Annotated in this window: 24 protein-coding genes; 12 read left to right on the forward strand and 12 right to left on the reverse strand. The window is 72.1% G+C overall.

All coding sequences use genetic code 11. The features are described from left to right. From AB4Y83_RS10870 to AB4Y83_RS10885, 4 genes are all read right to left on the reverse strand, one after another. Positions 1-2994 (reverse strand): helix-turn-helix transcriptional regulator, encoded by a 2994-nt coding sequence (locus AB4Y83_RS10870; protein ID WP_442296874.1) that lies wholly within the window; start codon positions 2992-2994, stop codon positions 1-3. 17 nt (positions 2995-3011) lie between these two features. After that, the gene (locus tag AB4Y83_RS10875) at positions 3012-3170 is read right to left on the reverse strand and encodes a hypothetical protein (protein ID WP_020143554.1); all 159 of its coding nucleotides are present in this window, start codon (positions 3168-3170) and stop codon (positions 3012-3014) included. A gap of 157 nt (positions 3171-3327) precedes the next feature. Continuing rightward, complete coding sequence (locus tag AB4Y83_RS10880) at positions 3328-4254, reverse strand: nuclease-related domain-containing protein (protein WP_442296875.1); 927 nt, start codon at positions 4252-4254, stop codon at positions 3328-3330. A 57-nt stretch (positions 4255-4311) separates the two neighbouring features. Next, the gene (locus tag AB4Y83_RS10885; RefSeq protein ID WP_442296876.1) at positions 4312-4908 is read right to left on the reverse strand and encodes a LysE/ArgO family amino acid transporter; all 597 of its coding nucleotides are present in this window, start codon (positions 4906-4908) and stop codon (positions 4312-4314) included. Positions 4909-4978: 70 nt separating this feature from the next. On the opposite strand from AB4Y83_RS10885, the gene AB4Y83_RS10890 reads away from it, so the two are divergent. Genes AB4Y83_RS10890 through AB4Y83_RS10900 form a run of 3 tightly spaced genes read left to right on the forward strand, consistent with a single transcriptional unit; the run spans position 4979 to position 8058 of the window. Next, positions 4979-5920 carry a LysR family transcriptional regulator ArgP gene (locus AB4Y83_RS10890; protein ID WP_442296877.1) on the forward strand — a complete coding sequence of 314 codons (942 nt, stop codon included), beginning with the start codon at positions 4979-4981 and terminating at the stop codon, positions 5918-5920. A 28-nt stretch (positions 5921-5948) separates the two neighbouring features. Beyond that, positions 5949-6647: a hypothetical protein gene (locus tag AB4Y83_RS10895; protein WP_442296878.1), complete on the forward strand. Its 699-nt coding sequence runs from the start codon at positions 5949-5951 to the stop codon at positions 6645-6647. 34 nt (positions 6648-6681) lie between these two features. Then, the gene (locus AB4Y83_RS10900; RefSeq protein WP_442296879.1) at positions 6682-8058 is read left to right on the forward strand and encodes a glutamate decarboxylase; all 1377 of its coding nucleotides are present in this window, start codon (positions 6682-6684) and stop codon (positions 8056-8058) included. 36 nt (positions 8059-8094) lie between these two features. Here AB4Y83_RS10900 and AB4Y83_RS10905 read toward each other — a convergent pair whose 3' ends face one another. Next, positions 8095-8475, reverse strand: coding sequence for a rhodanese-like domain-containing protein (locus AB4Y83_RS10905; RefSeq protein ID WP_442274116.1), 381 nt, complete (start codon positions 8473-8475; stop codon positions 8095-8097). A 191-nt stretch (positions 8476-8666) separates the two neighbouring features. Here AB4Y83_RS10905 and AB4Y83_RS10910 point away from each other — a divergent pair, with 191 nt between their 5' ends. From AB4Y83_RS10910 to AB4Y83_RS10920, 3 genes are all read left to right on the forward strand, one after another. Further along, complete coding sequence (locus AB4Y83_RS10910; protein ID WP_442296880.1) at positions 8667-9599, forward strand: DMT family transporter; 933 nt, start codon at positions 8667-8669, stop codon at positions 9597-9599. Positions 9600-9724: 125 nt separating this feature from the next. Further along, entirely contained in the window at positions 9725-11203 is a 1479-nt protein-coding gene (locus AB4Y83_RS10915; RefSeq protein WP_442296881.1) for an HNH endonuclease signature motif containing protein, read from the forward strand. 255 nt (positions 11204-11458) lie between these two features. Continuing rightward, complete coding sequence (locus AB4Y83_RS10920) at positions 11459-11884, forward strand: hypothetical protein (protein ID WP_442296882.1); 426 nt, start codon at positions 11459-11461, stop codon at positions 11882-11884. Between the two features lie 29 nt (positions 11885-11913). Here the strand turns inward: AB4Y83_RS10920 and AB4Y83_RS10925 are convergent, their stop codons facing one another. Beyond that, positions 11914-12075: a hypothetical protein gene (locus AB4Y83_RS10925; protein ID WP_156415519.1), complete on the reverse strand. Its 162-nt coding sequence runs from the start codon at positions 12073-12075 to the stop codon at positions 11914-11916. Between the two features lie 91 nt (positions 12076-12166). On the opposite strand from AB4Y83_RS10925, the gene AB4Y83_RS10930 reads away from it, so the two are divergent. Both AB4Y83_RS10930 and AB4Y83_RS10935 read left to right on the forward strand, forming a co-directional pair. Next, positions 12167-13129: a GlxA family transcriptional regulator gene (locus AB4Y83_RS10930; RefSeq protein WP_442296883.1), complete on the forward strand. Its 963-nt coding sequence runs from the start codon at positions 12167-12169 to the stop codon at positions 13127-13129. Positions 13130-13230: 101 nt separating this feature from the next. Further along, positions 13231-14460 carry a lipase family protein gene (locus AB4Y83_RS10935; RefSeq protein ID WP_442296884.1) on the forward strand — a complete coding sequence of 410 codons (1230 nt, stop codon included), beginning with the start codon at positions 13231-13233 and terminating at the stop codon, positions 14458-14460. 20 nt (positions 14461-14480) lie between these two features. On the opposite strand, the gene AB4Y83_RS10940 is transcribed toward AB4Y83_RS10935, so the two are convergent. The 6 genes from AB4Y83_RS10940 to AB4Y83_RS10965 are packed head-to-tail and all read right to left on the reverse strand — an operon-like array spanning position 14481 to position 21317. Continuing rightward, positions 14481-15908: a tryptophan-rich sensory protein gene (locus AB4Y83_RS10940; RefSeq protein ID WP_442296885.1), complete on the reverse strand. Its 1428-nt coding sequence runs from the start codon at positions 15906-15908 to the stop codon at positions 14481-14483. 4 nt (positions 15909-15912) lie between these two features. After that, positions 15913-16632: a CPBP family intramembrane glutamic endopeptidase gene (locus AB4Y83_RS10945; RefSeq protein ID WP_056774914.1), complete on the reverse strand. Its 720-nt coding sequence runs from the start codon at positions 16630-16632 to the stop codon at positions 15913-15915. Between the two features lie 8 nt (positions 16633-16640). Beyond that, on the reverse strand, positions 16641-18008 hold the full coding sequence (locus AB4Y83_RS10950) for a cryptochrome/photolyase family protein (protein WP_442296886.1): 1368 nt from the start codon (positions 18006-18008) through the stop codon (positions 16641-16643). Beyond that, positions 18008-19285 carry a class I SAM-dependent methyltransferase gene (locus AB4Y83_RS10955; RefSeq protein WP_442296887.1) on the reverse strand — a complete coding sequence of 426 codons (1278 nt, stop codon included), beginning with the start codon at positions 19283-19285 and terminating at the stop codon, positions 18008-18010. The genes AB4Y83_RS10950 and AB4Y83_RS10955 overlap by 1 nt, the downstream gene beginning before the upstream one ends. Next, the gene (locus AB4Y83_RS10960) at positions 19282-20037 is read right to left on the reverse strand and encodes a DUF1365 domain-containing protein (RefSeq protein ID WP_442274125.1); all 756 of its coding nucleotides are present in this window, start codon (positions 20035-20037) and stop codon (positions 19282-19284) included. The genes AB4Y83_RS10955 and AB4Y83_RS10960 overlap by 4 nt, the downstream gene beginning before the upstream one ends. Continuing rightward, positions 20034-21317: an NAD(P)/FAD-dependent oxidoreductase gene (locus AB4Y83_RS10965; RefSeq protein WP_442296888.1), complete on the reverse strand. Its 1284-nt coding sequence runs from the start codon at positions 21315-21317 to the stop codon at positions 20034-20036. Before AB4Y83_RS10965 ends, AB4Y83_RS10960 begins: the two co-directional genes overlap by 4 nt. Before the next feature lie 157 nt (positions 21318-21474). Between AB4Y83_RS10965 and AB4Y83_RS10970 the strand changes: the two genes are divergently transcribed. The 4 genes from AB4Y83_RS10970 to AB4Y83_RS10985 are packed head-to-tail and all read left to right on the forward strand — an operon-like array spanning position 21475 to position 25462. Then, on the forward strand, positions 21475-21930 hold the full coding sequence (locus tag AB4Y83_RS10970) for an SRPBCC family protein (RefSeq protein ID WP_442274127.1): 456 nt from the start codon (positions 21475-21477) through the stop codon (positions 21928-21930). Positions 21931-21933: 3 nt separating this feature from the next. After that, complete coding sequence (locus AB4Y83_RS10975) at positions 21934-22896, forward strand: MerR family transcriptional regulator (RefSeq protein WP_442274128.1); 963 nt, start codon at positions 21934-21936, stop codon at positions 22894-22896. 2 nt (positions 22897-22898) lie between these two features. Then, a complete protein-coding gene (locus tag AB4Y83_RS10980) occupies positions 22899-23648 on the forward strand; it encodes a cobalt-precorrin-6A reductase (RefSeq protein ID WP_442274129.1) in 750 nt (249 codons plus the stop codon). Positions 23649-23677: 29 nt separating this feature from the next. Next, the gene (locus tag AB4Y83_RS10985; RefSeq protein ID WP_442296889.1) at positions 23678-25462 is read left to right on the forward strand and encodes a SulP family inorganic anion transporter; all 1785 of its coding nucleotides are present in this window, start codon (positions 23678-23680) and stop codon (positions 25460-25462) included. Position 25463: the final 1 nt, after the last annotated feature.

The following is a 25463-nucleotide window of genomic DNA, read 5'->3' on the forward strand; positions in this document are numbered from 1 at the left end:
TCATCCGGTCACCAGCCCACGTCGTCGCGCGATGGCGGCCGCCTCGGTGCGACCGGAGGCGCCGAGCTTGGCCAGGAGGTTGGAGACGTGGACGCTCACGGTCTTGGTGCTGATGTAGAGCTGCTTGCCGATCTGACCGTTGGTCAGGCCCTGCGCCAGCAGCGCGAGCACCTCGAGCTCGCGCGGGGTGAGGTCGACCGTCACGCCGCCGGGGCGCACCGCGTCGAGCTCGGCGAGGAGCGGCTTGGCCTCGAGCCTGACGGCCTCCTCGCGGGCCAGTTCGGCGACCGTGCGGGACTCGACGTCCTCGCCCGCGGCCCGCAGGGCCTCGGCGAGCCGCGCCCGCGAGCGGGCGGTCTCGAAGACGTGGCCGTAGCGCTCGAAGGCCGCGACGCTCTCGCGCCACGCCTCGACGAGCTCGGTCACGGGCGGCGGCTCCTCGACCCCGGCGACCCGCTGCAGCCGCAGCACCTCGGCCTCGAGCCGTGCGGTCCACGCCCACGTCTCGCGGCTCGTGTCCTCGAGCGACTCGGCGGCGGCACGCTCGAACTTCGGGCGGCTCGCCTTCTCGACGGCGGGCCGGAGCTCACTGATGCGGCGGCCGCGATCGGCGAGCTCCTCGACGACGGCGACGGCTCGGGCCCGGAGCGCCGGGTCGCTCCGCGGCACGAGCGCTGCAGCCTGCCCGGCCACGAGCGCGGCGAGCCGCACGACGGCGTGGTACTCGCCCCAGGTGGCGTCGAGGACGCGGACGGCCTCCTCGGTGAGGTCGAGCATCCCTCCGAGGTCGCCCGTCTGGCCGAGCACGTCGACGGCGGGCATGGTCGTCAGCACGACGCACAGGCCGTCGACGGGCCACCACTCCCGCATCGCCCCGATGAGGTCGGGGTCGACGGGGTCTCCGCGACCGGCCTGCACGAGCAGGGCGGCGCCGGTGAAGATCGTGCGCCCCGGCTGTGGGGCCGGTCGCCCTGCGAGGTCGAGGCGTCGAGCCGCGCCGTCCCAGTCGCCGAGCTCGTAGGCCGTGAGTCCGCCGAGCAGGCGGCACTCCTGCCCCCAGGGTGCCCACTCTCGGTGCATCCGCCGGGCGACGGCGGCCCCGCGGTCGTAGAGCTCGAGCGACCCGGGAAGGTCGCCGCGGCGGTGCGCGAGGGACGCGAGCTGGTGCAGGGCGCGCAGGAGGAGAGGGTCGTCGGGGTCGATGTCGGCGACGATCGAGCGAAGGTGCGTCTCGACCGAGTCGAGGTCCTCCTGGGCCTCGAGGATGYGAGCCATGATGGTGCGCACCTCGGCGAGCGCGCCGCCGAGTCCGAGACGCTCGGCGAGCAGCGACACCTCGTTGCCGACGACGGCCGCCTCGACGAACGAGCCGTTGTCGACGAGCGCCTGCACCCGGGCGACGAGCACCCGGACCCGGCGTTCGTCGGCCTCCTCGCCGATGAGCGACAGGGCCTCGTCGGTCAGGGCGATGGAGTCGATCGGCAGGTCGAGGATGCGCGAGCGGATGACGAGCGTCGAGAGCAGGTCGGCGCGCGCGCCCGGGTCCTGGGCGGTGCCGGGATGGTCCAGCCGGTCGCGCAGCAGGTCCATGGCTCGGATCGGCTCGCCGGCGACCATCGCCGCGCGCGAGGCCCGGAGGGTCACCTCGTCGCGCTCGGGGTCGTCCTCGTCGAGCCACGTGAGGGCGCGCTCGAGGAGCAGCAGCGCCTCCTGCGGACCGCCGACGGCCATGGCGGCCTCGGCCGCGGCTCGACTCGCGCGGACCGCCGTCGGCAGGTCGCCCACGGCGGCGGCGTGGCGGGCCAGCTCGGACGCGGGGGCGAGCTCGGGACGCTCGGCCAGCACGGCGGCATACGCCCGGTGGAGCCGGAGGCGCTCGCCGGGCAGGAGGCTGTCGGCCACGGCCTCACCGAGGAGGGCGTGGCGGAAGGTGTAGGCCGGCGGCCAACGGGCCTCGAGGACGTGGTGCTCCACCGCGGCGGCCAGCGCGGCCTCGAGCGTCTCGTCGGGGAGGTCGACGACGCGGGAGAGGAGGTCGTGGCCGATGAACTGCCCGCCCTTGAGGGCGATGGCCCGGAGCACGCGCTGGGCGGTGTCGTCGAGCTGCTCGACGCGGGCGCGGAGCACGCGGCTCAGGCCGCCGGTCAGGCCCTGGCCGGCCGCGGCGCTCGCGACGAGCTCCTCGGCGAAGAACGGGTTGCCCTCGGAGCGGCGGGCGATCTCGGCGTTCGTCGCGGCGTCGGTGGGGGCGCCCTCGATGCCGGAGACGAGCTCTCGCACGGCGTCGTCGGGGAGCGGGGCGAGCTCGACGTGCTCGAGACCCGCGATGCGCGCCCACACGGCGAGCGTCTCGTGCAGGGGGTGGCGGCGGTAGAGGTCGTCGGAGCGGTAGGTCACGACGAGGCCGACCGCGTGCGTGAAGCCACGGGTCAGCAGGAGGGTGATGAGGTCGCGCGAGGAGTGGTCGGCCCAGTGGACGTCCTCGACGACGAGGAGGGACGGCTGGGCGTCGCCGAGCGCGGACAGCAGGGCGTGCACGGCCTCGGCGACCTGGCCGGGGTCGGTGCTGCGTCCGGAACGGTCCCGGTCGGGTGCGTCGGCGCGCCCGGGCAGCAGGTGGCCGAGGCTCGGGTGGGTCTCGAGCACCCGTTCGACGACGTCGGGATGGCCTGCGTCGATGGTGCCGACGAGCTCGACGAAGGGGAGGTAGGCGAGGCTGCTGCCCGCCTGGCCGACACAGTGACCGACGGCGGTGAACCAGTCGGACGCGGTGGCCTCGGCGACGAGGTGCCCCACGATGCGGGACTTGCCGATGCCGGCGTCGCCGGACAGCACGACGACGCCACCGGGCCGGGCACCCGGGGTGGGGCGCAGTCCGATGGCGTCGGCGAGACGGAACAGGTCGGTGTCCCGCCCGATGAGGGGGCCCGTGCTGAGCGGCATACGCGGAATCATCGCGTACTCCGCCGACAGGAGCGGGACGGTCGGCGACACGGGTCGCGTCGCCGTCGTCACCGCGCGCGGCCCGGGTTGTTCTCCTCTCGGGAGACCCGCGCCATGGTGCGGCGCATGATCTCGAGCGACGAGTCGCGGCGGACGCGACGACGCTGCGGGTAGCGGGACTCGATCTCGACCTGGACGGTGCGGAAGTCGATGTACTGAGTGGTCATGGTCTTTCCTCTGCTCGTGCCGTTCTGGACTTCTCCAGACTCGGTTGCTGAGGTAGACCCCCACATCGGACGACCGCCCTATCCCTGCCCGCCGACTACCTCAGATCCGATGGCGTATGCCGTGTGGACCCGTCTGAGGTAGGCACCCGGTGGAGCTTCAGGCGGGCGGGAAGGCGGCCGCCAGCCGATCGCGCACGGCTGCGACGTCCACGGTCGCGAGCGGCGCTGTGTCGCGGGTGGACGGCGTCGCGGTGACGAGCTGCAGGAGGCGCTTGGACCACAGCACGTGAACTCCGCGCGTCGTGAAGGCACCGCCGATGAGCGGCCAGTCGGCAGCGACGAAGCACAGCACGCCCGTCACGGGGACGGTCGGGTCGTCGACGGACGTGCGGACGAGGTCGACCTGCCCCAGCACCCCGTCGACGAGCTTCGTGCAGTCACGTCCACCGACGACGAGCTTCTCTGTGCGTTGGCGGAAGAGCCCGCCCTCGACGCGGAGGGCGGGCCTGCCCTGGTACTTCTTCGCGTCGACGACGAAGATGCCGTGGCGCGAGACGACGACGTGGTCGATGTTGGCCCGCGTCCTCGGAATGCGCCGGTCGTGCAGCACGGCGAGGTCGTCACCCACGAGGGCGTCGAGACGGCCGCCCACGAACTGCTCGCCCTCCGCGCCGGTGTCCCAGGCCCGGGTGCTCTGCGGCTCCTCGGTGATGGCGAGGAGGAATCCGCCGATGCGCGGGTGGCGCTCGCGAACGCGGCGCTCCCGGGCGTCGCGCCGTCGTTCGAACTCGCGCCGCGCCGACCCGCCGGCCGGGCCGCTGGTTTCCCGGGCCGGCTCGGGCTGGAGGGACGGCTGGGCCTGTCGTTCCTCGGGGACGACGGCCACGCCGACGTCGTCGCACTCCGGGGCGACCGTCGTGGCCGACTCACCCGGGCACTCGAGGCAGCGCACGGTCCGGCTCGACCGTTCGTAGACGGCGCGCGTCCCTGCTGGGAGCGCGGCGGCGCACCGTCGGCACGTGCCGGCATACCGAAGCCTCATGCGTTTGTCGTCGCCGACGTCGGCGACCTCCCCCGTGCTCACGCAGCAGAGGTTAGGTCGAGCCGTTCCGTCGCGCAGGCCAACGAGCGAATCGGGCGTTCAGCCGAGGAGGAGGGTGGTGGCGATGGTGAACATGACGACGGCGATCGCGACGTCGAGGACGCGCCACGTGGCTGGCCGCGCGAAGAGCGGCGCGAGCAGGCGCGCGCCGTAGCCGAGCGAGGTGAACCACACGACGCTGGCGAGCGCGGCCCCACCGGCGAACCACCACCGTCCGTCCGGACCGTGCTGGTTGGCGAGCGACCCGACGAGCAGCACGGTGTCGAGGTAGACGTGCGGGTTGAGCCAGGTGAGCGCGAGGACCGTCGCGAGCACGCCTCTGCGCGACCGCTGGATGGCGCCGGCTTCGAGGCCCTTGGGGTGGCGCGCGTTGCGCAGGCACAGCAGGCCGTAGCCGACGAGGTATGCCGCCCCGACCCACCGCACGACCGTCAGCAGTCCCGGGTGGGCCGTGACCAGACCGCCCACGCCGAGCACGCCGGCGAGGACGAGGACGGCGTCGCTCACGGCGCAGACGGCGACGACGAGCCCGACGTGGTGACGCGCGAGGCCGGTACGGAGCACGTAGGCGTTCTGCGCGCCGATGGCCACGATGAGCGAGGCCATCGTGAGGAAGCCGGGCACGAGGGAGGTCACGCCCTCGACCGTAGAGGGATCGCGACCTTCAGTGAAGCGAAGGTTTCTTCACCATCATTAGCATGGCTTCATGCGGCTCCAGCCCGAGCACCTCGCGACCCTGCTCGCCATCATCGACACCGGCACCTTCGACGCGGCGGCCCGACGGCTCCACGTGACACCGTCGGCCGTGAGCCAGCGGGTCAAGGCGCTCGAGGCCGAGGTCGGTCAGGTCGTCGTCGTGCGCAGCACCCCGTGTCGCGCCACGAGCGCGGGCGAGGCGCTCGTCCGGCTCGCCCGGCAGCAGGGACTGCTCGAGTCGGAGGCGCTTGCCGGGCTTGTCGCCGACGGCCGGTCCCGGGTCGACCTGCCTATCGTCGTCAACGCGGACTCGATGTCGACGTGGTTCGGTGCGGTGCTGACCGAGGCTGCCGCCTGGGACGACGTCGTGCTGCGCCTGAGGGTCGAGGACCAGGACCACTCGGCTCGGCTGCTCCGGTCGGGTGAGGTGCTCGGCGCCGTGACGTCCGACCCGACGCCGGTCCAGGGCTGCTCGACCGAGCCTCTCGTCACGATGCGCTACCTGCCGGCGGCGGCGCCGCCGCTCGTGGACCGATATCGGGTCGGCCGTGGGATCGACTGGGCCGCAATGCCGCTCGTGCGTTTCAACGACAAGGACGACATCCAGCAGCGCATCCTCGACCGGCGCGGCGTGGACGTCGCGCCGCCGACGCACGAGGTGCCCGACGGGGGTGGCTTCGTGACGGCGGTCCGCTCCGGGCTCGGCTGGGGTGCGCTCCTGACAACTCAGCTCGGGCCGTTGCTCGACGCTGGTGAGCTCGTGCGACTCGGGTCGCGCGACCACGTCGACGTCCAGCTCTACTGGCAGCGGTGGAGGCTGCCCTCGGCGCACCTCGACCGGCTGAGCGACACGGTCCGACGCGAGTCGGCGCGTGGCGGGATCCATCCGGATGTCGGCAGTCACCCGCAAGGGGTGAGCCGCGGCGACCAAGGCCGCTCGATAGTGGAGTGATCGACCCGTCGACGGGAGCGAGCCGAGGATGAGGGTACGACCAGAACGCCTGAACGCGGCGATCGCCTGGCTCTTCATGGCCGGCTCTGCGTGCTTCGTGCTGGGCTCGTTGCCTGCCTACCTGAATGCCGTCGGCGGATGGGTCGATGGCGTCACCTACGTCGTCGGCTCGGTCTTCTTCACCAGCGCTTCGTCCTGCCAGCTCGTGCAGGCGCAGAACCCCTCGACGACCGCCGTCGACGAGGTCACCCAGCACCAGCCGGTCCAGGCCCGTCTGTGGTGCTGGCTGCCGCACGAACTCAACTGGCTGGCCGCGGCCGTGCAGCTCCCCGGCACGCTGTTCTTCAACGTCAGCACCGTCGCCGCCGTGACCCACAACGCGACGGCCGCCGAGTCCGATCGCTACGTGTGGCGGCCCGACCTCTACGGGTCGGTGCTCTTCCTCGTGGCGAGCGCCTGCGCCGTGCTCGCGGTCTCGAGCCGCTTCCTCAGCGTCCAGCCCCGGTCGTTCCCGTGGCGGATCGCCTGGCTCAACATGCTCGGCTCGGTGTTCTTCATGGCCTCCGCGATCGCCAGCTACGTCGTGCCGAGCACGGACCAGGTGCTGAGCACGCGGATCGCCGTGGCCGGGACCTTCTGGGGCGCCGTGTGCTTCCTCGTCGGCGCCGCACTCCTGCTCCCGGCCTGGCGTCGTGCCGTCGCGACCGCCACGCCCGCGAGTCCCTAGACACCACCCCTCCGTCCGACTCAAGGAGAAGCGCATGTCCACACCGTCCGAGATCAACGCCATAGCAGCGCTCTACGGCAACCGCTTCGTGACCGAGGAGGTGCCCAGCCGCGAGTTCCCGGTCACCGGGATGAGTGCAGTGGACGCGATGCGCCTCGTCGCCGAGGACCTCGCCCTCGAAGGAGATCCGGGGCGCAACCTCGCGACCTTCGTCACCACGTGGATGGAGCCCGAGGCGCAGCAGATCATCGCGGAGAACCTGCACCGCAACTTCATCGACCACGCTGAGTACCCGCGCACGGCCGAGATCGAGCAGCGCTGCATCCGGATGCTCGCCGACCTGTTCCACGCCCCGGGCGAGACCACCGGGGCACGCACCCAGGGCTCGTCCGAGGCGATCATGCTCGGCGGTCTGTCGCTGAAGTGGAACTGGCGCACCCGTCGCCAGGCCGCGGGCGGCTCGACGGAGCGTCCGAACCTGGTCTTCGGCGGCGACGTGCACGTCGTGTGGGAGAAGTTCTGTCGCTACTTCGACGTCGAGGCGCGGATCGTCCCGCTTCAGCCCGGGAAGTACACCATCGGCCCGGAGGACGTCGCGCCGCACGTGGACGAGAACACCATCGGAGTCGCGGCCGTCCTCGGCACCACCTTCACCGGCCACAAGGACGACATCGTCGGCATCAACGACCTCCTCGTGCAGATGAAGCGAGAGCGTGACCTCGACGTGCCGCTTCATGTCGACGGGGCCAGTGGTGGCTTCGTGTGGCCGTTCCTCTACCCCGACTCGCCGTGGGACTTCCGGCTCGAGCAGGTGCGCTCGATCAACGTCTCGGGTCACAAGTTCGGCCTGGTCTATCCGGGCATCGGCTGGCTGATCTTCCGGGAGGTCGCAGACCTGGCGCCCGACCTGGTCTTCAAGGAGAACTACCTCGGCAAGACCGACTCGACCTTCACCCTGAACTTCTCGACGGGGTCGGCGATGGTCCTGGCGCAGTACTACAACCTCGTGCGCTACGGACGTGAGGGCTACACCTACATCATGCGCAACATGCAGGCGAATGCTCGGATGCTCGGCGACAAGCTCGAGGCGATGGGGCGCTTCGAGCTGATCGGCCGGGAGGAGGAGCAGCTCCCGCTCGTCGCCTTCATGCTGTCCGGTGACCACGGGTACGACGAGTTCGACATGGCCTGGCAGCTGTCTGCCGAGCGCGGTTGGATGGTGCCCGCCTACACGCTGCCGCCCGACGCCCAGGACGTCACCATCATGCGCGCGCTGGTCAAGGAGACGATGAGCCGCGAGCACGTCGACACGCTGGCCCGCGACATCGAGGAGGCCTGCACGACGCTGGCGGCGAAGGGTGCGGCACACGAGTCGGAGCGAGCCAAGATGGTCAGCGGCCCGGGCCACTGATCAACTGCTGCGCCCTCGACCGTCCTCGGTCCGGGCCTACTCGGCGGAGGCGAGCCACGCCCGCCACGCGGCATACCCCCCGATGACGTCGGTGGCGCGGTGGATGCCGAGGTCCTGGAGCGAGGCGGCCGCCAGGCTGGACGTGTAGCCCTCCTGGCAGAGGACGATCACCTCGAGGTCGTGGCTCGCGACCGGCAGCGACGCGTCGCTCGAGGGATCGAGACGCCACTCGAGGACGTTGCGCTCGATCACCGTCGCGAAGGGCAGCTCACCCTCGGCCGCACGCTGGGCGGCGGGGCGGATGTCGACGACGAGCGCGCCGTCCGCACGTGCCATCTCGGCCTGCTCGGGCGTGAGCCGGTGGAGGCGACCGCGAGCCTCGGCGAGGACCTCGTCGATGGTGCGGGGTCGGGACATGGTCAGGCCTCTCGGGACGGGCAGCGGCAGGTCGGCACCCTTGCGCTGGGGGCACGTCCACCGTGCCACACGGCGGGCGTCGACGCCTGTGCGACCGGACCCCTGACACCCGTCCGTGGTGGCGGGATGTGGGGGACATCTGACCGGAAAACCGGCGGCGCTCTGTCGGTGTCGACGCCTACGGTCGTCGGGTGACCGTGGACTCCCGCACTGCATCCCAGGCCCCGTCCAGCGCTCGCCGTGCAAGGTGGCTCGTCCTGGCTGCCGTGGCCGTGACGCTCCTCCTCTGGGCGTCCGCGTTCGTCGCGATCCGCCACCTCGGCCGAGACGTGCCGCCGGGCGCGCTGTCGCTCGGGCGTCTGCTCGTCGCGTCGGTCGCCCTCGGGGTCCTCGTCTTCCGACGGCCGCGGACCTGGCCGGGCCGCCGCGACTGGCCCCTGCTGCTGCTCTGCGGGGTCGGCTGGTTCGGCATCTACAACCTCGCCCTCAACGAGGCCGAGCGGCGCATCGACGCCGGCACCTCCGCGCTCATCGTGCAGATCGGGCCGATCATCGTCGCGCTCCTCGCCACGGTCTTCCTCGGTGAGAAGATGACGCGTTGGCTGCTCATCGGCATGGCCGTCGGCTTCGCCGGTGTCGTCGTCATCGCGCGCGGCTTCTCCTCAGGCGACTCCGGCGACATGGTGGGCGTGTGGCTCGCCGTCCTGGCTGCGGTGACGTATGCCGTGGGCGTCCTCGCGCAGAAGCCGCTCCTCGGGCGGTTGCCGGGTCCCGAGGTCACGTGGCTCGCCTGCATCATCGGCGCCGTCGTGTGCCTGCCGTGGAGCGGCGAGCTCGTCACCGTGGTGCGTGACAGCGACCCCAGCACCTTGTGGTGGATCGCCTACCTCGGGATCTTCCCGACCGCCATCGCCTTCTCGACGTGGGCCTACGTGCTGGCGCGCAGCGATGCCGGCACGCTGACCCTGACGACGTTCCTCGTGCCGTTCATCGCGACACTCATCGCCTGGGCGCTGCTCTCCGAGGTGCCGCCGCCCCTGACCTTCGTCGGCGGGGCGTTGTGCATCGCCGGTGTCCTGCTGACGCGGCGCAAGCCACGAGTGGCTCCGACCGCGGAGGAGTGAGCGCGCTCCGATCCCTTTGCGACGCAACGGGATCGGATGGACTCACAGTGTGGACAGACCTTCACAGTCTATCGAACGTGTGTTCCAATAGAGGGGTCGGCGACCCGGGTGGGAGGAGTGAGTTCGTGCCATTCCTCGACACCGGGCGTCCGGCGCCCGACGCGACTGACGGTGGCAGCAGCCTCGATCCCCGCGTGGTCTGGCTGCTCGGTCAGGCGAAGGCCCGCGCCGATCGCGCGCAGGAGCGCAGCGCGTCCCTCACGTTGGATGACGAGGCCGAGGAGGTGCTCTCGCAGATCGAGCGCCTCGAGGTCCAGAAGGCTCGCCTCGAGGGTCGTCTCGTCGACGCGTATGCCGCGCTGCACTCCGTCGAGGAGCAGCAGCTCGCCCGGTGGACGACGAGCTCGCCCGTCCCGATCACGGCCGACCAGGTCGCCGCGCAGGAGATCGCCTGGGCGACCGGGGTGGGCGCGACCGAGGTCGCCCGCCGGCTCGAGCTCGCGACAGCACCCCGGCGTCATCGGGTGCTGCGTGAGCGGCTGCGGACCGGTGCTGTCAGTCTCCAGCGAGCCCTGCGCGTCGTCGTCGAGACGCGGGCGCTGGGCGACGACGTCCTCCCCGACCTCGAGGCCACGGTGCTCGCGCCGGCTCCGGACGGCGCGGTCGCCTCTCAGCGCCTCTTCGCCACGCGGTTGCAGCGGTGCGTCCGCTCGGCCGACTCCCGGGCTGCCGAGGGGCGCCGCCGGTCCTCTCGTCTGCGTCGCACGGCGTATGGCCGCCTCGTCGAGGACGGGATGGGGACGTTCACCGTCGTCGCGCCGGCCGAGCGGGTCGTCGGTGTGCTCGACCGGGTCGATGCCCTGGCTCGGGTCGCCCGCGCGGGTGGCGACGACCGCAGCCTCGACCAGCTGCGCAGCGACCTGCTCTGCGACCTCGCCCTCTTCGGCGTCGTCCCGTCCGGCACCGGCGGACCTGTCGGTGCCGGTGGCGGTCTCGGTGGTGGTCTCGAGGAGGAGCTCTCGTGTACGGGCCTGCTGTCCGACGCGGCGCCCGCGGCCGTCCGCATCGTCGTCCCGTTCGAGGTCGCCGTCGGGATGTCCGACGCCGCCTGCGAGCTGCCCGGCCACGGCTGGGTCACCGCCGCCCACGCCCGCCAGATCATGACCGCACCGGGCTCGGTGTGGCAGCGCCTTGCCGTCGACGTCGACACCGGCCGCGCCCTCGAGCTCTCCACCGACTGCTACCGCCCGACCGCCGCGATGGTCGAGCACGTGCGGGCCGTCGACGGCGTCTGCCGGGCCCCCGGGTGCCAGGTGCCGGCCGACCGGTGCGACCTCGACCACGTCGTCCCGTGGCCGGCCGGCTCCACCCACGTCTCCAACTCCGAGTCCCTGAGCCGGGGCTGCCACAACGGCAAGACCGCCGGAGTCTGGCAGGTCGAGCGGGTCGACGACGACGGCATCTCCTGGTCCTCGCTCGCCGGTCGCGACTACATCACCTATCCCAAGGACTGGCGAGAAGCCCTCCGCGACCCGGGCGCGGGTCCACCGCCTCGATGCCTTTCAGCTGGAGCCGAGACTGCCGACGATCCGCCACCCTTCTGACCGCTGGGCTCGGCTGTGCGGGCACGGCGTGCAGTGAGGCTGGTCCGGGCTCAGTCGCCGGTGACGGTCGTGAGGCAGAAGGGATGGCCGACAGCGTCGAGCAGGACCCGCAGGCGGGCGGGGCCGGCTGGCGCGCGGCTTCGACAGCGCCAATGGCGGCGGGTGGGCCTAGCGTGGCCGGATGACGCTCCCGGCGGACAGTCATGTGCACAGCGAGTGGTCGTGGGACGCCGCGCACGGATCCATGGACCGCACGTGCGCGCGGGCGCTCGAGCTGGGACTGCCGCGGACATCGTCCGCAGCTACCTGCGCGACGTCGCAGCCATGGTCGCGGCCGACGACGCCTTCGAGGTCCTCGCCCACATCGACGACCCCATCCGTTCTTGGGACGAGGCCGCGGACGGCCCCTTCGACCCGGCGGAGTTCGAGGTCGAACTCCACCAGGCCCTCGAGGCCGTCGCGGAGGCCGGCAAGGTGCTCGAGATCAACACGGTCCTGCCGCTGCACCCGACGGTCGTCCGCTGGTGGCACGACGTCGGCGGTGGCGCGGTGAGCTTCGGCAGTGACGCGCACGAGCCCGTGTCGCTCGCCCGTCGGTTCCGCGACGCCCGGCACCTCGCCGAGGCCTGTGGCTTCCGACCGGCTCGCGATCCGCACGACCTGTGGCCGCGCATCGACTGACGGCCGCCAGCCGGCGCGGGCCAGGTGTGTCAGCGGGTGACGGGCACGTCGTGCAGGACGCGCTCGATGTCGCGGTCGACCTCGGCGTCGGCGCCGAAGGGAGCGCGCGGCAGTGAGAACGTCCGACGGTGGTGCGGCTCGAGGGCCGCGACGATGGCGATGATCATGACGAAGAAGAAGATGATGTCCATGGCAGAAAGTCTGCGCTCATCATGATCCCGCCACGAGTGGCAGAACTGTCGATGATCGACAAGATCCTGCCAACCGTGCCATGCTGGCCGGATGCTGCGCACCATCGCCGTCATCGCCCAGGAGCCCGTGGCCATGTTCGAGCTCGGCGTCCTCTGTGAGGTCTTCGGCATCGACCGCACCGACGACGGTGTCCCGCCCTTCGACTTCCGCGTCTGCTCGGCACGCCCGGGCGAGGTGCTCCGCACGACGAGCGGCCTCAGCATCGTCGCGCCCTTCCCTCTCGAAGCCGCCTGCGGTGCCGACCTCGTCGCCATCCCCGGCGGAGCCGTCGACGGTCCCTACGACCCGGACGTCCTCGACATCCTCCGCCACACCGCAGCGAACGGCGGTCGCGTCCTCTCCGTCTGCTCGGGCGCCTTCCAGCTCGCCGCCGCCGGCCTGCTCGACGGCCGTGAGTGCACGACCCACTGGAGGTATGCCGCCCGGCTGGCCGACGAGCACCCCCGCGCCTGCGTTGACCTCGACGTCCTCTACGTCGAGGACGGCCCGGTCCTGACGAGCGCCGGCACGGCTGCCGGCATCGACGCGTGCCTGCACATCGTGCGCACCGAGCTCGGCTCGGAGGTGGCGACCCGCATCGCGCGCCGCATGGTCGTCCCGCCGCACCGTTCCGGTGGGCAGCGCCAGTTCGTCGAGACGCCCGTCCCGTCCGAGCCGTGCGAGGGCCTCCAGGACGTCATGGAGTGGGTTGCCGAGCGCCTCGACGAGGAGCACTCGATCCCGTCGCTCGCCAGGCGGGCGGCCATGTCGGAACGCACCTTCGCCCGCCGCTTCACCGCCGAGGTCGGCACGACCCCGCACAAGTGGCTGACGAGCCAACGGGTGCTCCGGGCCCGTCACCTGCTCGAGTCGACCGACCTCGACATCGAGCGGATCGCCCGCGAGAGCGGCTTCGCGACGGCCGCCGTGCTGCGGCACCACTTCCAGCGCGAGATCGGCATCCCGCCGGTCGCGTACCGCCGCGCCTTCACGAAGCAGCCCGCCTCGGCCTGACCCTCCGCCGCAGCTTCAGCGCGACAGGCTTGGTTACCGTCAGTAAGTTGCTGGCCAGTGGACGCCACCGACGTCGTCCTGCCGCCTGAGGGGAAGCCGCCGTGCCTCGTTCGACCCAACGCCCGTCCCGCACCCGTCGCGTCGTCGGCGTCGTCGTGCTCGCGATCGCCGCGGCGGTCATGTCGCCGGTCACGACAGCCCGGGCCTCTGGCTTCTACGACCCTCCCGCGCCCGTCACCGGAGCACCCGGCACGGTGCTCGAGGCCGAGCCGATGACCTTCTATCTCGACCCGGTCAAGGCCGTCCCGTCGACCGCGCGCGCCACTCGGGTCAGGTATGCCAGCCGCGACCGCAGCGGCGCCCCGATCGCCGTGACGGGCACCGTCCTCGTGCCGCCGGTCCCGTGGTTCGGTCCGGGCCAGCGCCCCCTCATCGGCTACGCGGCGGGCACCCAGGGGATGGGTGACCAGTGCGCCCCGAGCCGTCAGCTCGCCGCCGGCTCGGAGTACGAAGGCGCCTTCATCTCCGGCCTGCTGACCCGCGGCTATGCGGTCGCCATGACCGACTACCAGGGCCTCGGCACACCCGGCACCCACACGTACATGGTCCGCGAGGCCCAGGCGCACGCCGTCCTCGACATGGTGCGCGCCGCCCAGCGCCTCCCCGGCACCGGGCTGCCGAGCGGCGGCCCGGTCATGCTGGCCGGTTACAGCCAGGGCGGCGGTGCGAGTGCCGCAGCCGTGGAGCTCGCGCCCACGTATGCCCCAGAGCTGAGGCTCGAGGGTGCGGTCGCCGGCGCCGTCCCCGCCGAGCTCGGTGCCGTCGCCGACCACCTCGACGGCAGCCTCTACTCCGCCTTCGCGCTCTACGCCGTCGCCGGCCAGTCCGCCGCCTACGGCCTCGACCTCGACGGCTTCCTCAACGCCCGAGGCACCTCCGTCATCGCCGCGGTCAAGGGCGAGTGCGTCGGCGAGTCGATCGCCCTGCACGCCTTCACCCGCTCGAGCGACCTGACGAAGGACGGGCGCACGCTGACCGAGCTCGCCGCGGCAGAGCCCTTCCGATCGATCATCGCCGAGCAGCGCATCGGCCGGCTGAGGCCCGCCGTCCCGGTGCTCGTGACGCACTCCGTCCTCGACGACGTCATCCCGTATGCCGTCGGGCGCGGTCTCGCGCACGACTGGTGCACCCGCGGCGCCAACGTGGCCTTCTCGCCCAACATCACGCCGACGCACGTCGGCGGGGCGGTGCCGTCGTTCGCCAAGCAGTACGCCTTCCTCGAGGCCCGCGCCGCCGGGCTCCCCCAGGTCTCCGACTGCTGGTGGCTCTGAGCCGGTCCGACCGGCCGGGCTCAGCGGTTGCGGCGCGCGATCGCCGTCGAGAGCGCGGTCGCGAAGCCGCACCACACGGCATACGGCGACAGGGCGATCCCGGCCCCCTTGCTGACGGTGCCGGCGCGGCGGGCGAGGTCCGCCGCGCTCGCCGTGAGCAGCGCCGCCTCCGCGGCCGCCACCCACGGCTTGCGCACGCGCCAGAAGAGCACGCTCCAGGCCGTGTTGAGGGCGAGGTTGGTCCCGAAGGCCTTGAGGTAGGCGTTGCGACCCTCGGTGTCACCGGCCTTGTCGTACGCGTTGAGCGCCGTCGCGGACGTGGCCGCGATGTCGGCGTAGAGCGCGGTCCACACCAGGGGGAAGGCGAGCGTCGGGGGCTGCCAGTCCGGCAGGTCGAGCGATCGGTACCAGCGTGACTCCGGTTGCGTCGCAAGCGAACCCGCAACGGCGCTCGCCACCGTCGCGGCGCTCGTCAGGGCGAGGTTGCGCATCGCCGTGTCGGGCTTGGCCGTGTGCATCGCCGACCGGACGGCCGTGTCGAAGTCGATGAAGCCCCCGGGCACGTCGACGTGCTCCCGGATGTCGTCCTCCTTGGCGACGACCTCGTGGACGAGGCTGCCGACGAGCGGCTTGGCCAGGCCCGCCGAGATCGGGGTGACGAGCCCGACCCAGTGGCTCGCCAGGCGCGGCGTCAGCACCGGCACGGTCACGACGACCGGGCGGCGCCGGTCCGTCGCGTCGGAGAAGCGGGCGATCATCTCGCGGTAGGTCAGCACCTCGGGGCCCCCGATGTCGAAGGTGCGGTTGACCTCGGGGGCCAGGCTGCCGGCGCCCACGAGGAGCGTCACGACGTCGTCGATGGCAATCGGCTGGATCTTGTTGTCGAGCCACTTCGGCGCGACCATCGCCGGCAGGCGGGTCGTGAGGTAGCGCAGCATGTCGAAGGACGCCGACCCGTCACCGAGCACGACGGCGGCCTGGAGCACCGCGGTCGGCACGCCCGAGTCGAGCAGGATGCGGCCGACCTCGACGCGCGAGGCGAGGTGTGGCGAGAGCACCTCGTCATCGGGGTGCAGGCCGCCGAGGTAGACGATGCGCGAGACCCCGGCCTCCTTCGCCGCCTCCGAGAAGATCGTCGCCGCCTCGCGGTCGCGCTCCTGGAAGTCGGGCTGGTCGTCCATCGAGTGCACGAGGTACCACGCGGCGTCGACGTCCTCGAGCGCGCGGCGCATGTCGTCGGCCGACGCGACGTCACCCTCGGCGACCTCGACCCGGTCGACCCACGGCTTGTCGTCCATCGAGGCGCGGCGGCGGGTCAGCACCCGCACCGCCCAGCCCTCGTCGAGCAGCCGCGGCACGACCTGCCCGCCGACGTATCCGGAGGCGCCCGTGACGAGGGCGCGGCGCGGAGTGCCGTCGGTCGTGGTGGAGTTCGGGGCAGGGTTCATGCGGTCACCTGGTCAGCTCGAGGGCGGGTGGGAGGAGCAGGAGCATCCCGGTCGACCACACGACGTGCGTGATGATCGGCCCGAGGAAGCCGCCGGTGACGCGGCGCTGCAGGGCGGTCACGAGACCGATGACGGCAGCCGCCAGGACGAGCAGCGGGATGCCGCTGCCGACGGTGGTCAGGGCGTAGAGCAGGGTCGTCAGGGTCACCTGGTGGCGCGGGAGGGCGGCGTAGAGGGCGCCGCGGAAGTAGAGCTCCTCGACGACGCCGTTGACGAAGGTGATGGCGAGCACCGCCGTGAAGGCCCCGAACCGAGCGTGGTCGAGCAGCTGGTCGACCGGCTCGCGCAGCACGGGGATGCGGGCGACGACGAGCGCACCGACGAGGAAGAGGACGAGGAGCAGCACGCCGAGCACGAGGGACTGCACGATCGGCCGGGCCTTCTCGCCGCGACGCGTGTGCCCCATGCCCGCGTGCAGGGGGCCCGACAGCAGCGCGCCGACGAGCCACACCGCCGCCAGGGCGAGCGTCGCGACGTAGAAGAGCGGGTCGCCCGGGGTGATCCGCAGCGCCCAGGCCAGCACCGCGGTGCCCACGACGAAGGTGAGCGCGACGACGACCTGACGGCGCCGGAAGACGTCGTCGGGGTCGCGGTGGTCGCGGTCCACCTTCTCGATGAGCGCGGCGTTGACGAACGCACGCAGCTCGGTCACGGGGCCCCGCATCTCGTCTCCTAGCCTCGGGCGCGCTCGTAGCGGGCCAGGGTCTCCTTGCGCTCCTCATCATGGTCGACGACGCGCTGGGGATACTCGTGGTCGTACCCGTTGTCGTGCTTCCACGGCTCGTGAGCCGCGCCACCCGGTAGGTGGGCGAGCTCCGGGACCCAGCGCCGGACGTACGCCCCCTCGGGGTCGAACTTCTTCCCCTGCGTCACCGGGTTGAAGACGCGGAAGTACGGCGACGCGTCGGTGCCCGTGCCGGCGACCCACTGCCACCCGTGGTTGTTGGAGGCGATGTCGCCGTCGACGAGGTGGTCGAGGAAGTGCTGTGCCCCGACCGGCCACCAGACGTGGAGGTCCTTGGTGAGGAAGCTCGCCGTGATCATCCTGACGCGGTTGTGCATCCAGCCCTCCGCGAGCAGCTGGCGCATGCCGGCGTCGACGACGGGGTAGCCGGTGCGCCCCTCGCGCCACACGTCGACGAGCCGGTCGGTCTCGGCGCCCGAGTCGTAGGGCAGCTTCGCGAGCTCGGGCCGCAGGTCGTGCCACGCCGAGTCCGGGCGGTGCCACAGCACGTCGGCGTAGAACTCGCGCCAGATCAGCTCGGTGACGTAGGTGCTCGCGGCCTGCGACCGCCCCGCCGAGTGCGCCGCGATGTCGGCGAGCATCGTGCGGGGGTGGATCTCGCCGTACTTGAGCGGCGCCGACAGCCGGCTCGTCGTGTCGAGGTCGGGACGGTCGCGTTCCCTGTCGTATGCCGTGAGCCCGTCGTGGAGGAAGCTCTCCCACCGCTTGAGCGCGGCGGCCTCGCCGGCCTCGAGCCGGGACAGGTCGGGCACCTCGGGCAGCGGGTCGCTGTGGACGTCCTCGCGCAGCCACGGGATGCGCTTGGGGCGAGCTGCCGGAGCCGGCCGCCCGTGCTGGTGCCATGCCTTGGAGAAGGGTGTGAAGACCTTGTACGGCGAGCCCGCCTGGTTGACGATGCGACCCGGCCCGACGGCATACGGCGTCCCTGTGGCCACGAGCTCGCGCCCGTCCTCGGCGAGGGCCTTCTCGACGGCGTCGTCGCGTCGGCGGCCGTAGGGCGTCGTCTCCCGCGACACGTGGACCTGCGTCGCCCCGACCTGCTTGGCGAGTCGGGTGATGACGTCGACGGGGTCACCGCGCCGGACGACGAGCGCCCCCCGGGTGTCCTTCGACAGCGACGCGAGGGAGGCGAGCAGTCGCCGGGTGCGGGGCGTGTCGGTCTCCAGCAGCCGTGGGTCGAGGACGAAGACCGGCAGCACGTGCGCGGCCGCGTCGACCGCCGCGAGCAGCGCCGGGTGGTCGTTCAGCCGCAGGTCGCGGCGGAACCACAGGATCGACGTCGTCGACGGAGCCATCACAAGGCCGCGGCCGCGGCGCCCTCCCGCTCGAAGCGCACCTGGGCCACGTCGAGGTAGCCGGTCGCGAATCCCGCCTCGCAGTAGGCGAGGTAGAACTCCCACTTGCGGCGGAAGGTCTCGTCGAAGCCGAGGGCGTGCACCTCGGGCCAGCGGGCGAGGAAGGTCTCGCGCCAGCGCCGCAGGGTCTCGGCGTAGTCGGTGCCGAACGCCTCGACGGCCGACATGCGCAGCGTCGTCGCGGCGTCGGTCGTCTCGCTCATCGCCTGGAGGCTCGGGATGAGCCCGCCGGGGAAGATGTGCTTCTGGATCCAGCCGTAGGAGTGCTTCGTCGCCATGAGCCGCTCGTGCGACATGAGGATCGCCTGGACGGCCGCGATGCCGCCCGGGGCGAGGCGCTCGTCGATGGTGCGGAAGTAGGTCTCCCAGTACTCCTCGCCGACGGCCTCGATCATCTCGACGCTGACGACGGCGTCGTAGACACCCTCGACCTCGCGGTAGTCCTGGATGCGGATGTCGACGGTGTCGGTGAACCCGGCATCGGCCACGCGCTGACGGGCGAGCGCCGCCTGCTCCTTGGAGAGGGTGACGCTCGTGACCGTGGCGCCGCGCCGCGCCGCCTCGAGGGCGAGCGTGCCCCAGCCGGTGCCGATCTCGAGCACACGGCTGTCCTGGCCGACCTTGGCCATGTCGAGGATCGCGTGGACCTTGCGCAGCTGGGCCTCCTCGAAGGACTGCGTGCGCAGCGGCTCGTCCTCGTCGAAGATCGCCGAGCTGTAGCTCATCGTCTCGTCGAGGAAGGTCGCGAAGAGGTCGTTGGACAGGTCGTAGTGCGCCTCGATGTTGCGGCGCGAGCCGAGCAGCGAGTTGTTCTGGATGCTCGGGATGCGGCGGTCGACGAAGCCGCGCAGCCGCAGCCACCCCTCGGGGACGGCCGTCGTCATGCGCTCGGCGAAGGGCATGAGCAGCTCGGCGAGGTCGGTGCCCTCGGCGGCCTTCCAGTCCCCGGCCATGTAGGCCTCGCCGATCCCGATCTTGGGGTGGTGCGCGAGCCTCTCGAAGACGGCGGTCGGACGCACGATCTCGAGCCCCGGCCGGTCGGTCCGACGCGTGCCGCCACCGAGGAGCAGGCCGTCCGGCATGACGACGTCGACCGGCACGCGCTTGGCGACCTGGGCGAGGATGCTGCGGGCCAGGCGGGCGCGCACGCACAGGACGCGCAGGGTGGGGCGGCGCAGGCACAGCGGCTGGGCCATGGTCGGGGACTGGGCGGTCATCGGACGGCCTCCTTGGGGTGTCGGGGGCGGGGCATGACGGGCAGACGGCGCAACCACAGACGGATGCCGTGTACCCGGATGAGGGTCGTCACTCTCTGCGTGATGAGGCCGTGACGTCGGACGAGGCGGAGCAGCGCACGGGTCGTGGCCGGCTCCGGGGTGCCGCGGGTGACGGCGGTCATGATCCGCTCGCCGTCGCGGTCGAGGGCCACCGTCACGCTGACGGCGCCGGGCTCGAGGACGAGGCGGACGGCATACTCCCCGCGGGTGTCGTTGAAGGGGGAGACGTAGAAGGCCTTGCCGACGGTCGCCGTGCCGTCGTCGTGGACGTCGAGGAGGTAGGCGTGGCGCTCGCCGTACGTGTTGTGCACCTCGAAGACGACGGCGAGGAGCGAGCCGTCGGGCCGCAGGCACCAGAAGACCGACAGGGGGTCGAAGGTGTGGCCGAGCACCCGCGCGTTGGCGAGCATGAGGACACGGTCCTCGTCGGCCAGCGACACACCGCGCGCCGCGAGGAAGCGCTCGATGTCGCCGCGGATGCCGCCGCCGAGCCGACCCTCGTCGAGGTGGTCGCGCACGTCGAAGCGCGCGAGCAGCCTTGCAGGCCAAGGGAGTCGGGGTAGATGGTCGACGTCGACGAGCCACTGGTAGTGGCCGTAGGTGAAGCTGTGGTGCAGCGGGGTGCGGCGCGAGTGGGCCACGGTGCCGTCGACGAGCGCGGGCACCTCGGGCGGTGTCAGGACGGCCGTCACCAGCGCACCCCGAAGGACTCTGCGGCTTCCACGCCGGAGCGGCACCCGTCCTCGTGGAAGCCCCAGCCGAGGTGTGCGCCGGCGAAGGCCAGGCGGTCGCCGCCGCCCTCGCGCAGGCGCGACGCGGCCTCGACGGCCTCACGCGTGAAGATCGGGTGGTCGTAGGACATCCGCGCCGTCACGAGCGACTCGTCGATGCTGCCTTCCGGGTTGAGCGTCACGACGTGGTCGTCGGCGTCGGTGATGCCGTGGAGGCGGTTCATCCAGTAGCTGACGGTGACGTCGGGGGCCGGGGCGTCACATGCGTGCATGCGGTAGTTCCAGGAGGCCTTGGCCTGGCGCGGCTTCGGCAGGACCGATGAGTCGCGGTGCAGCCAGGTCTCGTTGCGGGAGTAGCGGATCGCCGAGAGGTCACGCTTCTCGTCGGGCGTCGCGTCAGCGAGCAGGTCGAGGGCCTGGTCTGCGTGCGTGGCGATGACGGCGCGGTCGAACGTCGCCGTCCGACCGTCGCCCACGAGCACGTCCACGCCGTCGTCGTGCCTCGTCACGGCGGTCACCGGGCTCTCCTTGCGCACGTCGGGCAGGCGCTCGACGAGCCGGTCGACGTAGGTCGCCGACCCGCCGGTGACGGTGCGCCACGTGGGCGACCCCGTCACCGTCAGCATCCCGTGGTGGTCGAGGAACCGGAAGAGATGACGCGCCGGGTAGGACGACGCGTCGAGGTCGCCGCACGACCAGACGCAGGCCACGAGCGGGATCGCGAAGTGGCGCACGAAGTAGTCGGAGAAGCCCTCGACGGCGAGGAACTCGCCCCACGTCGGGTCCTGCGAGTCGTCGGCGAGCAGGGCGCGCGCTGCCGCGTGGAAGCGCCGGACGTCGCGGAGCATCCGGATGAAGCGAGGGTCGGCGAGGCGGCGCTTCTGGGCGAACATCCCCCTGGGACCGCGCCCACCGGCATACGACAGGCCGCACCCCTCGCACGTGATGCTCATGCTCATCTCGGTCGGCTGGGTCGGCACGTCGAGCTCGCTGAAGAGGCGGAGCAGGTGCGGGTAGGTCTTCTCGTTGTGCACGATGAAGCCGCTGTCGATGCGCAGGCTGCCATCGCGCCCGGGGACGTCGTGGGTGTGCGCGTGCCCGCCGAGGCGGGTGTCGCTCTCGTAGAGGGTCACGTCGTGCGTCGCGCTGAGCACGTGGGCGGCGGTCAGGCCGGACACGCCCGCGCCGATGACGGCTGCGGTCGGTCTGGTCGACGGGGTGGGTCGGTTCGGTCGAGTCACCGAGGCCTCCTGGCTGATGTGGTCCCGTGTGGTTCGGCGCGGAGCCCCGACCGGATGGTTCCGACGGTTCGAGTGACGGAGGTCGCGTCGTGCGTTGTCCATCCTTCGTCCACACCGTAGAGTGGCTGTACAAGGTCTGTCAAAGGTTGGAGAACGCATGGAGATCGAGCGCAGCGTCACGGTGGCACACCCGGTCGGCCGTGTGTTCGCGTACCTCAGCGACTTCACGAACACCACGGAATGGGACCCAGGGACCGTCCGCACCGAGCGGGTGTCGGGCGACGGGGGCCTCGGCACGCGCTACCACAACGTGTCGAAGTTCCTCGGCCGTGAGACCGAGCTCGACTACATGGTCATCGAGCACGTCCCCGACGAACGGTTCGCGCTGCGGGGCGAGAACGCGACGGTCGTCGCCAAGGACACGATGACCTTCGTGCGCACCGTGACCGGCTCGGGAGCAGCCGCGGGCGAGGGCACGACGGTGACCTACCGGGCGGACTTCGAGTTCAAGGGCATCGCCAAGCTCGCCGCACCGCTGCTCGCGCCGGCCTTCAAGAAGCTCGGCGACGAGGCCGAGCAGGGCATGCGAGACGCGTTGAGCAGGCTGGGGTAGCGGATGTACACCATCAAGCGTGCCGCGGAGCTGACCGGGATCAGCGTCGCCACCCTGCGCGCCTGGGAGCGCCGCTACGGCGTCGTCAGCCCGCAGCGCTCCGACGGCGGCTACCGCCTCTACGGCCCCGAGGACGTCCGCGCCCTCGCGATCATGAACTCCCTCGTCAACGAGGGCTGGTCGGCCCGTGAGGCCGCCGCCGAGACGACCCGGCGGCTCTCGAGCCGCGACCCCGCTGGTCGCGAGGCACCCTTCGGTCGCGCCGACCGCGCCGACCGCGCCGACCGAGAAGGCCGCGGCGGCCGCGGCGGCCGCGTCGCACCGCTGCGCCCCGGCGGGCGCTACCAGTCCGAGGACGCCGAGGCGTTCATCCGCGCGGCCGAGCGGCTCGACTCCGCGTCCGCGACGGCAGTGCTCGATGCGCGCTTCGCGCTCGGCACCTTCGAGCACGTCGTCGACGACTGGCTCATGCCGACCCTCCAGCTCGTCGGTGAGGAGTGGGCGCACGGCCGGCTCACCGTCGCCGGTGAGCACCTCGTCTCGTATGCCGTCCAGCGCCGTCTCGCAGCCGCCTACGAGGCCGCGTCGGTCCGGGTCGACGGCCCGACCCTCCTCATCGGTCTGCCACCCGGTTCCCGTCACGAGCTCGGCCTGCTCGCCTTCGCCGTGGCCGCGCGTCGGGCCGGCTTCGCGACGGTCTACGTCGGCGCCGACCTGCCCGTCGAGGACTGGCTGCGCGCGATCGAGGCTCGAGGGGCGACCGGCATGGTCATGGCCGTGCCGCGCAACATCGACATCGCCTCGGCGCAGGAGATCGTCGACACCGTGGCCCGCGTCCACCCGGAGGTCGTCATCGGGCTCGGCGGCAGCCAGCAGAACGAGATCAGCGGACCCTGCGTGCACCTCGGCCACTCGATCACCGTCGCGGTGGGCGAGATGACGCGCCGCCTGCGCATCCCCGCCTGACGGTGCGCGTCCTCGTCCTCGGGGGCACGGGGGAGGCTCGGGACCTCGCCGGTCGCCTCGTCGAACGCGGCGACGCCGTCGTGTCGAGCCTCGCGGGTCGGGTCAGCGCGCCGGCCCTGCCGGTCGGCGAGGTGCGCGCCGGCGGCTTCGGCGGTGTCGACGGCCTCGCCGACCACCTCGTGGCGCACGGCTACGACGTCGTCGTGGACGCGACCCACCCCTTCGCCGCGCAGATCACGGGCAACGCCGTCGCCGCCTGTGGCCGGGTCGGCGTGCCGCTCGTCCGACTCCAGCGGCCGGGGTGGTCGCGCCACCCGCTCGCCGGGGCGTTCACCTGGGTCGACGACGTCGAGGCCGCGCGGGTCGCGGCCGAGGCCCTCGGGGTCCGGCCGTTCCTCACGACCGGGCGCCAGCAGCTCGAGACCTTCGCCGCGTGGGACGACCGCTACGTCCTGGCGCGTGTCGTCGACCCGCCCGACTGGGACGTGCCCTCCTCCTGGGAGGTGCTGAGGGCGCGCGGGCCCTACCCCTACGCCGCCGAGCGCGAGCTCCTCGAGAGCCGCGGCGTCGACGTGCTCCTGACCAAGGACTCCGGCGGCGCCCTGACGGAGGCCAAGCTCGGTGCCGCCCACGACCTCGGCGTGCCCGTCGTCGTCGTGCGACGACCGCCGGTGCCCGACGGCGTGGACGTCGTCGAGTCGGTGGGGGAGGCCCTCGGCGCGATCGGCGCGATGGGCGCGAAACCGGCCTGACGGCATACGACCTCGCGTACGTTCGAGAGGTGACGGCGGACCTGCAGCAGCGGGCGCGGTGGGAGCGGCTGCTCCCGGGTGTGGCGGTGCTGCGCCGCTACGACAAGGTGTGGTTGCGCGGCGACGTGCTCGGTGGCATCACGGTCGCCGCCTACCTCGTGCCCCAGGTGCTCGCCTACGCCGAGGTGGCCGGACTGCCCGCGGTCAGCGGGCTGTGGGCCGTCGGGCCGGGACTGCTCGTCTACGCGGTGCTCGGGTCGTCGCGACAGCTGTCCGTCGGGCCCGAGTCGACGACCGCGCTCATGACGGCTGCCGGCGTGGGTGCGCTCGTGACGGCCGGCGGGGGCATCGCGATGCGCCAGGAGATGGCTGCGCTCCTCGCGATCGCCGTCGGGCTCATCTGCCTCGTCGGCTTCGTGACGCGGCTCGGCTTTCTTTCCGACCTGCTGTCGAAGCCGGTGCTCGTCGGCTACATGGCCGGCATCGCGGCACTCATGATCGTCAGCCAGATCGGCAAGGTGACCGGGCTCCACGTCGACGGCGACTCCTTCCTCCAGGAGGTGAGGTATGCGGTCACGCACCTCGGCGACGTCCACGTGCCGACGGTCCTGCTGTCGCTGGGCGTGCTCGTCGTGCTCTTCGCCTTCCAGCGCTTCGCGCCGCTCTGGCCGGGGCCGCTCATCGCGATGCTCGGGGCGACGGTGGTCGTCGCCGTCCTCGACCTCGCCGGCCGTTTCGGCATCACGCTCGTCGGCCCCGTGCCGGAGGGGCTCCCGTCCTTCTCGCTGCCCGACGTGTCCGACGTCGACGTGTGGGCCCTGCTGCCTGCGGCCCTGGGCGTCGCGGTCGTCGCCTACTCGGACAACGTGCTGACCGGCCGGGCCTTCGCCGGTCGCCACCGCGAGACCATCGACAGCGACCAGGAGTTCCTGGCCCTCGGCGGCGCCAACGTCGCGACCGGCCTGTTGCAGGGCTTCCCGATCAGCTCGAGCGGCAGCCGCACCGTCATCGCCGACTCGATGGGGGCACGCACCCAGCTGCACTCCCTCGTCTCGCTCGTCCTCGTCATCGCGACCCTGCTCTGGCTCGGGCCGGTCATCGCGGCCTTCCCCACCGCGGCGCTCGGCGCCGTCGTCGTCTACGCCGCGATCCGCCTCGTCGACATCGCCGAGATGCGGCGCATCGGCGCGTTCCGGCGCAGCGAGCTCGTGCTGGCGCTCGCGACGACCGTCGCCGTGCTCCTCTTCGGGGTGCTGCCCGGCATCGGGGCGGCGATCGCGCTCTCGGTGCTCGACCTGCTGCGCCGCATCGTCCACCCGCACGACGGGGTGCTCGGCTACGTGCCCGACGTCGCGGGCATGCACGACATCGACGACCACCCGGACGCCGTGCAGGTGCCCGGCCTCGTCGTCTACCGCTACGACTCGCCCCTCTTCTTCGCCAACTCCGACGACTTCGTCAGCCGTGCCCTCAAGGTCGTCGACGAGGCGACCCGCCACGCACGGGTCGAGTGGTTCCTGCTCAACGCCGAGGCCAACACCGAGGTCGACCTCACGGCCGTCGACGCGCTCGAGACCCTGCGCTCGACGCTCTCGGACCGGGAGATCCGCTTCGCCATGGCGCGGGTCAAGGAGGACATGCGGCTCTCGCTCGAGGCGGGTGGCTTCATCGAGAAGGTCGGGACGGACCTCATCTTCCCGACGCTGCCGACCGCCGTGGCCGCGTATGCCGCGTGGTACGAGCGCGAGCACGGCTCGGGTCCGCCCGGGCTGCGGATCCCACCCGTGCCGGTCCAGCCCGAGCCCGACGCCTAGC

This window comes from Terrabacter sp. RAF57, assembly GCF_052113925.1.
GTDB lineage: Bacteria > Actinomycetota > Actinomycetes > Actinomycetales > Dermatophilaceae > Terrabacter.

Bases quoted from the DNA above. Each gene is read 5' to 3' on its own strand.
- AB4Y83_RS10905 (WP_442274116.1), bottom strand. From the start codon at position 8,475: ATGTCCCGACCCCGCACCATCGACGAGGTCCTCGCCGAGGCTCGCGGT.
- AB4Y83_RS10950 (WP_442296886.1), bottom strand. From the start codon at position 18,008: ATGGCTCCGTCGACGACGTCGATCCTGTGGTTCCGCCGCGACCTGCGG.
- AB4Y83_RS10955 (WP_442296887.1), bottom strand. From the start codon at position 19,285: ATGACCGCCCAGTCCCCGACCATGGCCCAGCCGCTGTGCCTGCGCCGC.
- AB4Y83_RS10895 (WP_442296878.1), top strand. From the start codon at position 5,949: ATGAGGGTACGACCAGAACGCCTGAACGCGGCGATCGCCTGGCTCTTC.
- AB4Y83_RS10970 (WP_442274127.1), top strand. From the start codon at position 21,475: ATGGAGATCGAGCGCAGCGTCACGGTGGCACACCCGGTCGGCCGTGTG.
- AB4Y83_RS10890 (WP_442296877.1), top strand. From the start codon at position 4,979: ATGCGGCTCCAGCCCGAGCACCTCGCGACCCTGCTCGCCATCATCGAC.
- AB4Y83_RS10925 (WP_156415519.1), bottom strand. From the start codon at position 12,075: ATGGACATCATCTTCTTCTTCGTCATGATCATCGCCATCGTCGCGGCC.
- AB4Y83_RS10930 (WP_442296883.1), top strand. From the start codon at position 12,167: ATGCTGCGCACCATCGCCGTCATCGCCCAGGAGCCCGTGGCCATGTTC.
- AB4Y83_RS10975 (WP_442274128.1), top strand. From the start codon at position 21,934: ATGTACACCATCAAGCGTGCCGCGGAGCTGACCGGGATCAGCGTCGCC.
- AB4Y83_RS10875 (WP_020143554.1), bottom strand. From the start codon at position 3,170: ATGACCACTCAGTACATCGACTTCCGCACCGTCCAGGTCGAGATCGAG.
- AB4Y83_RS10900 (WP_442296879.1), top strand. From the start codon at position 6,682: ATGTCCACACCGTCCGAGATCAACGCCATAGCAGCGCTCTACGGCAAC.
- AB4Y83_RS10940 (WP_442296885.1), bottom strand. From the start codon at position 15,908: ATGAACCCTGCCCCGAACTCCACCACGACCGACGGCACTCCGCGCCGC.
- AB4Y83_RS10945 (WP_056774914.1), bottom strand. From the start codon at position 16,632: ATGCGGGGCCCCGTGACCGAGCTGCGTGCGTTCGTCAACGCCGCGCTC.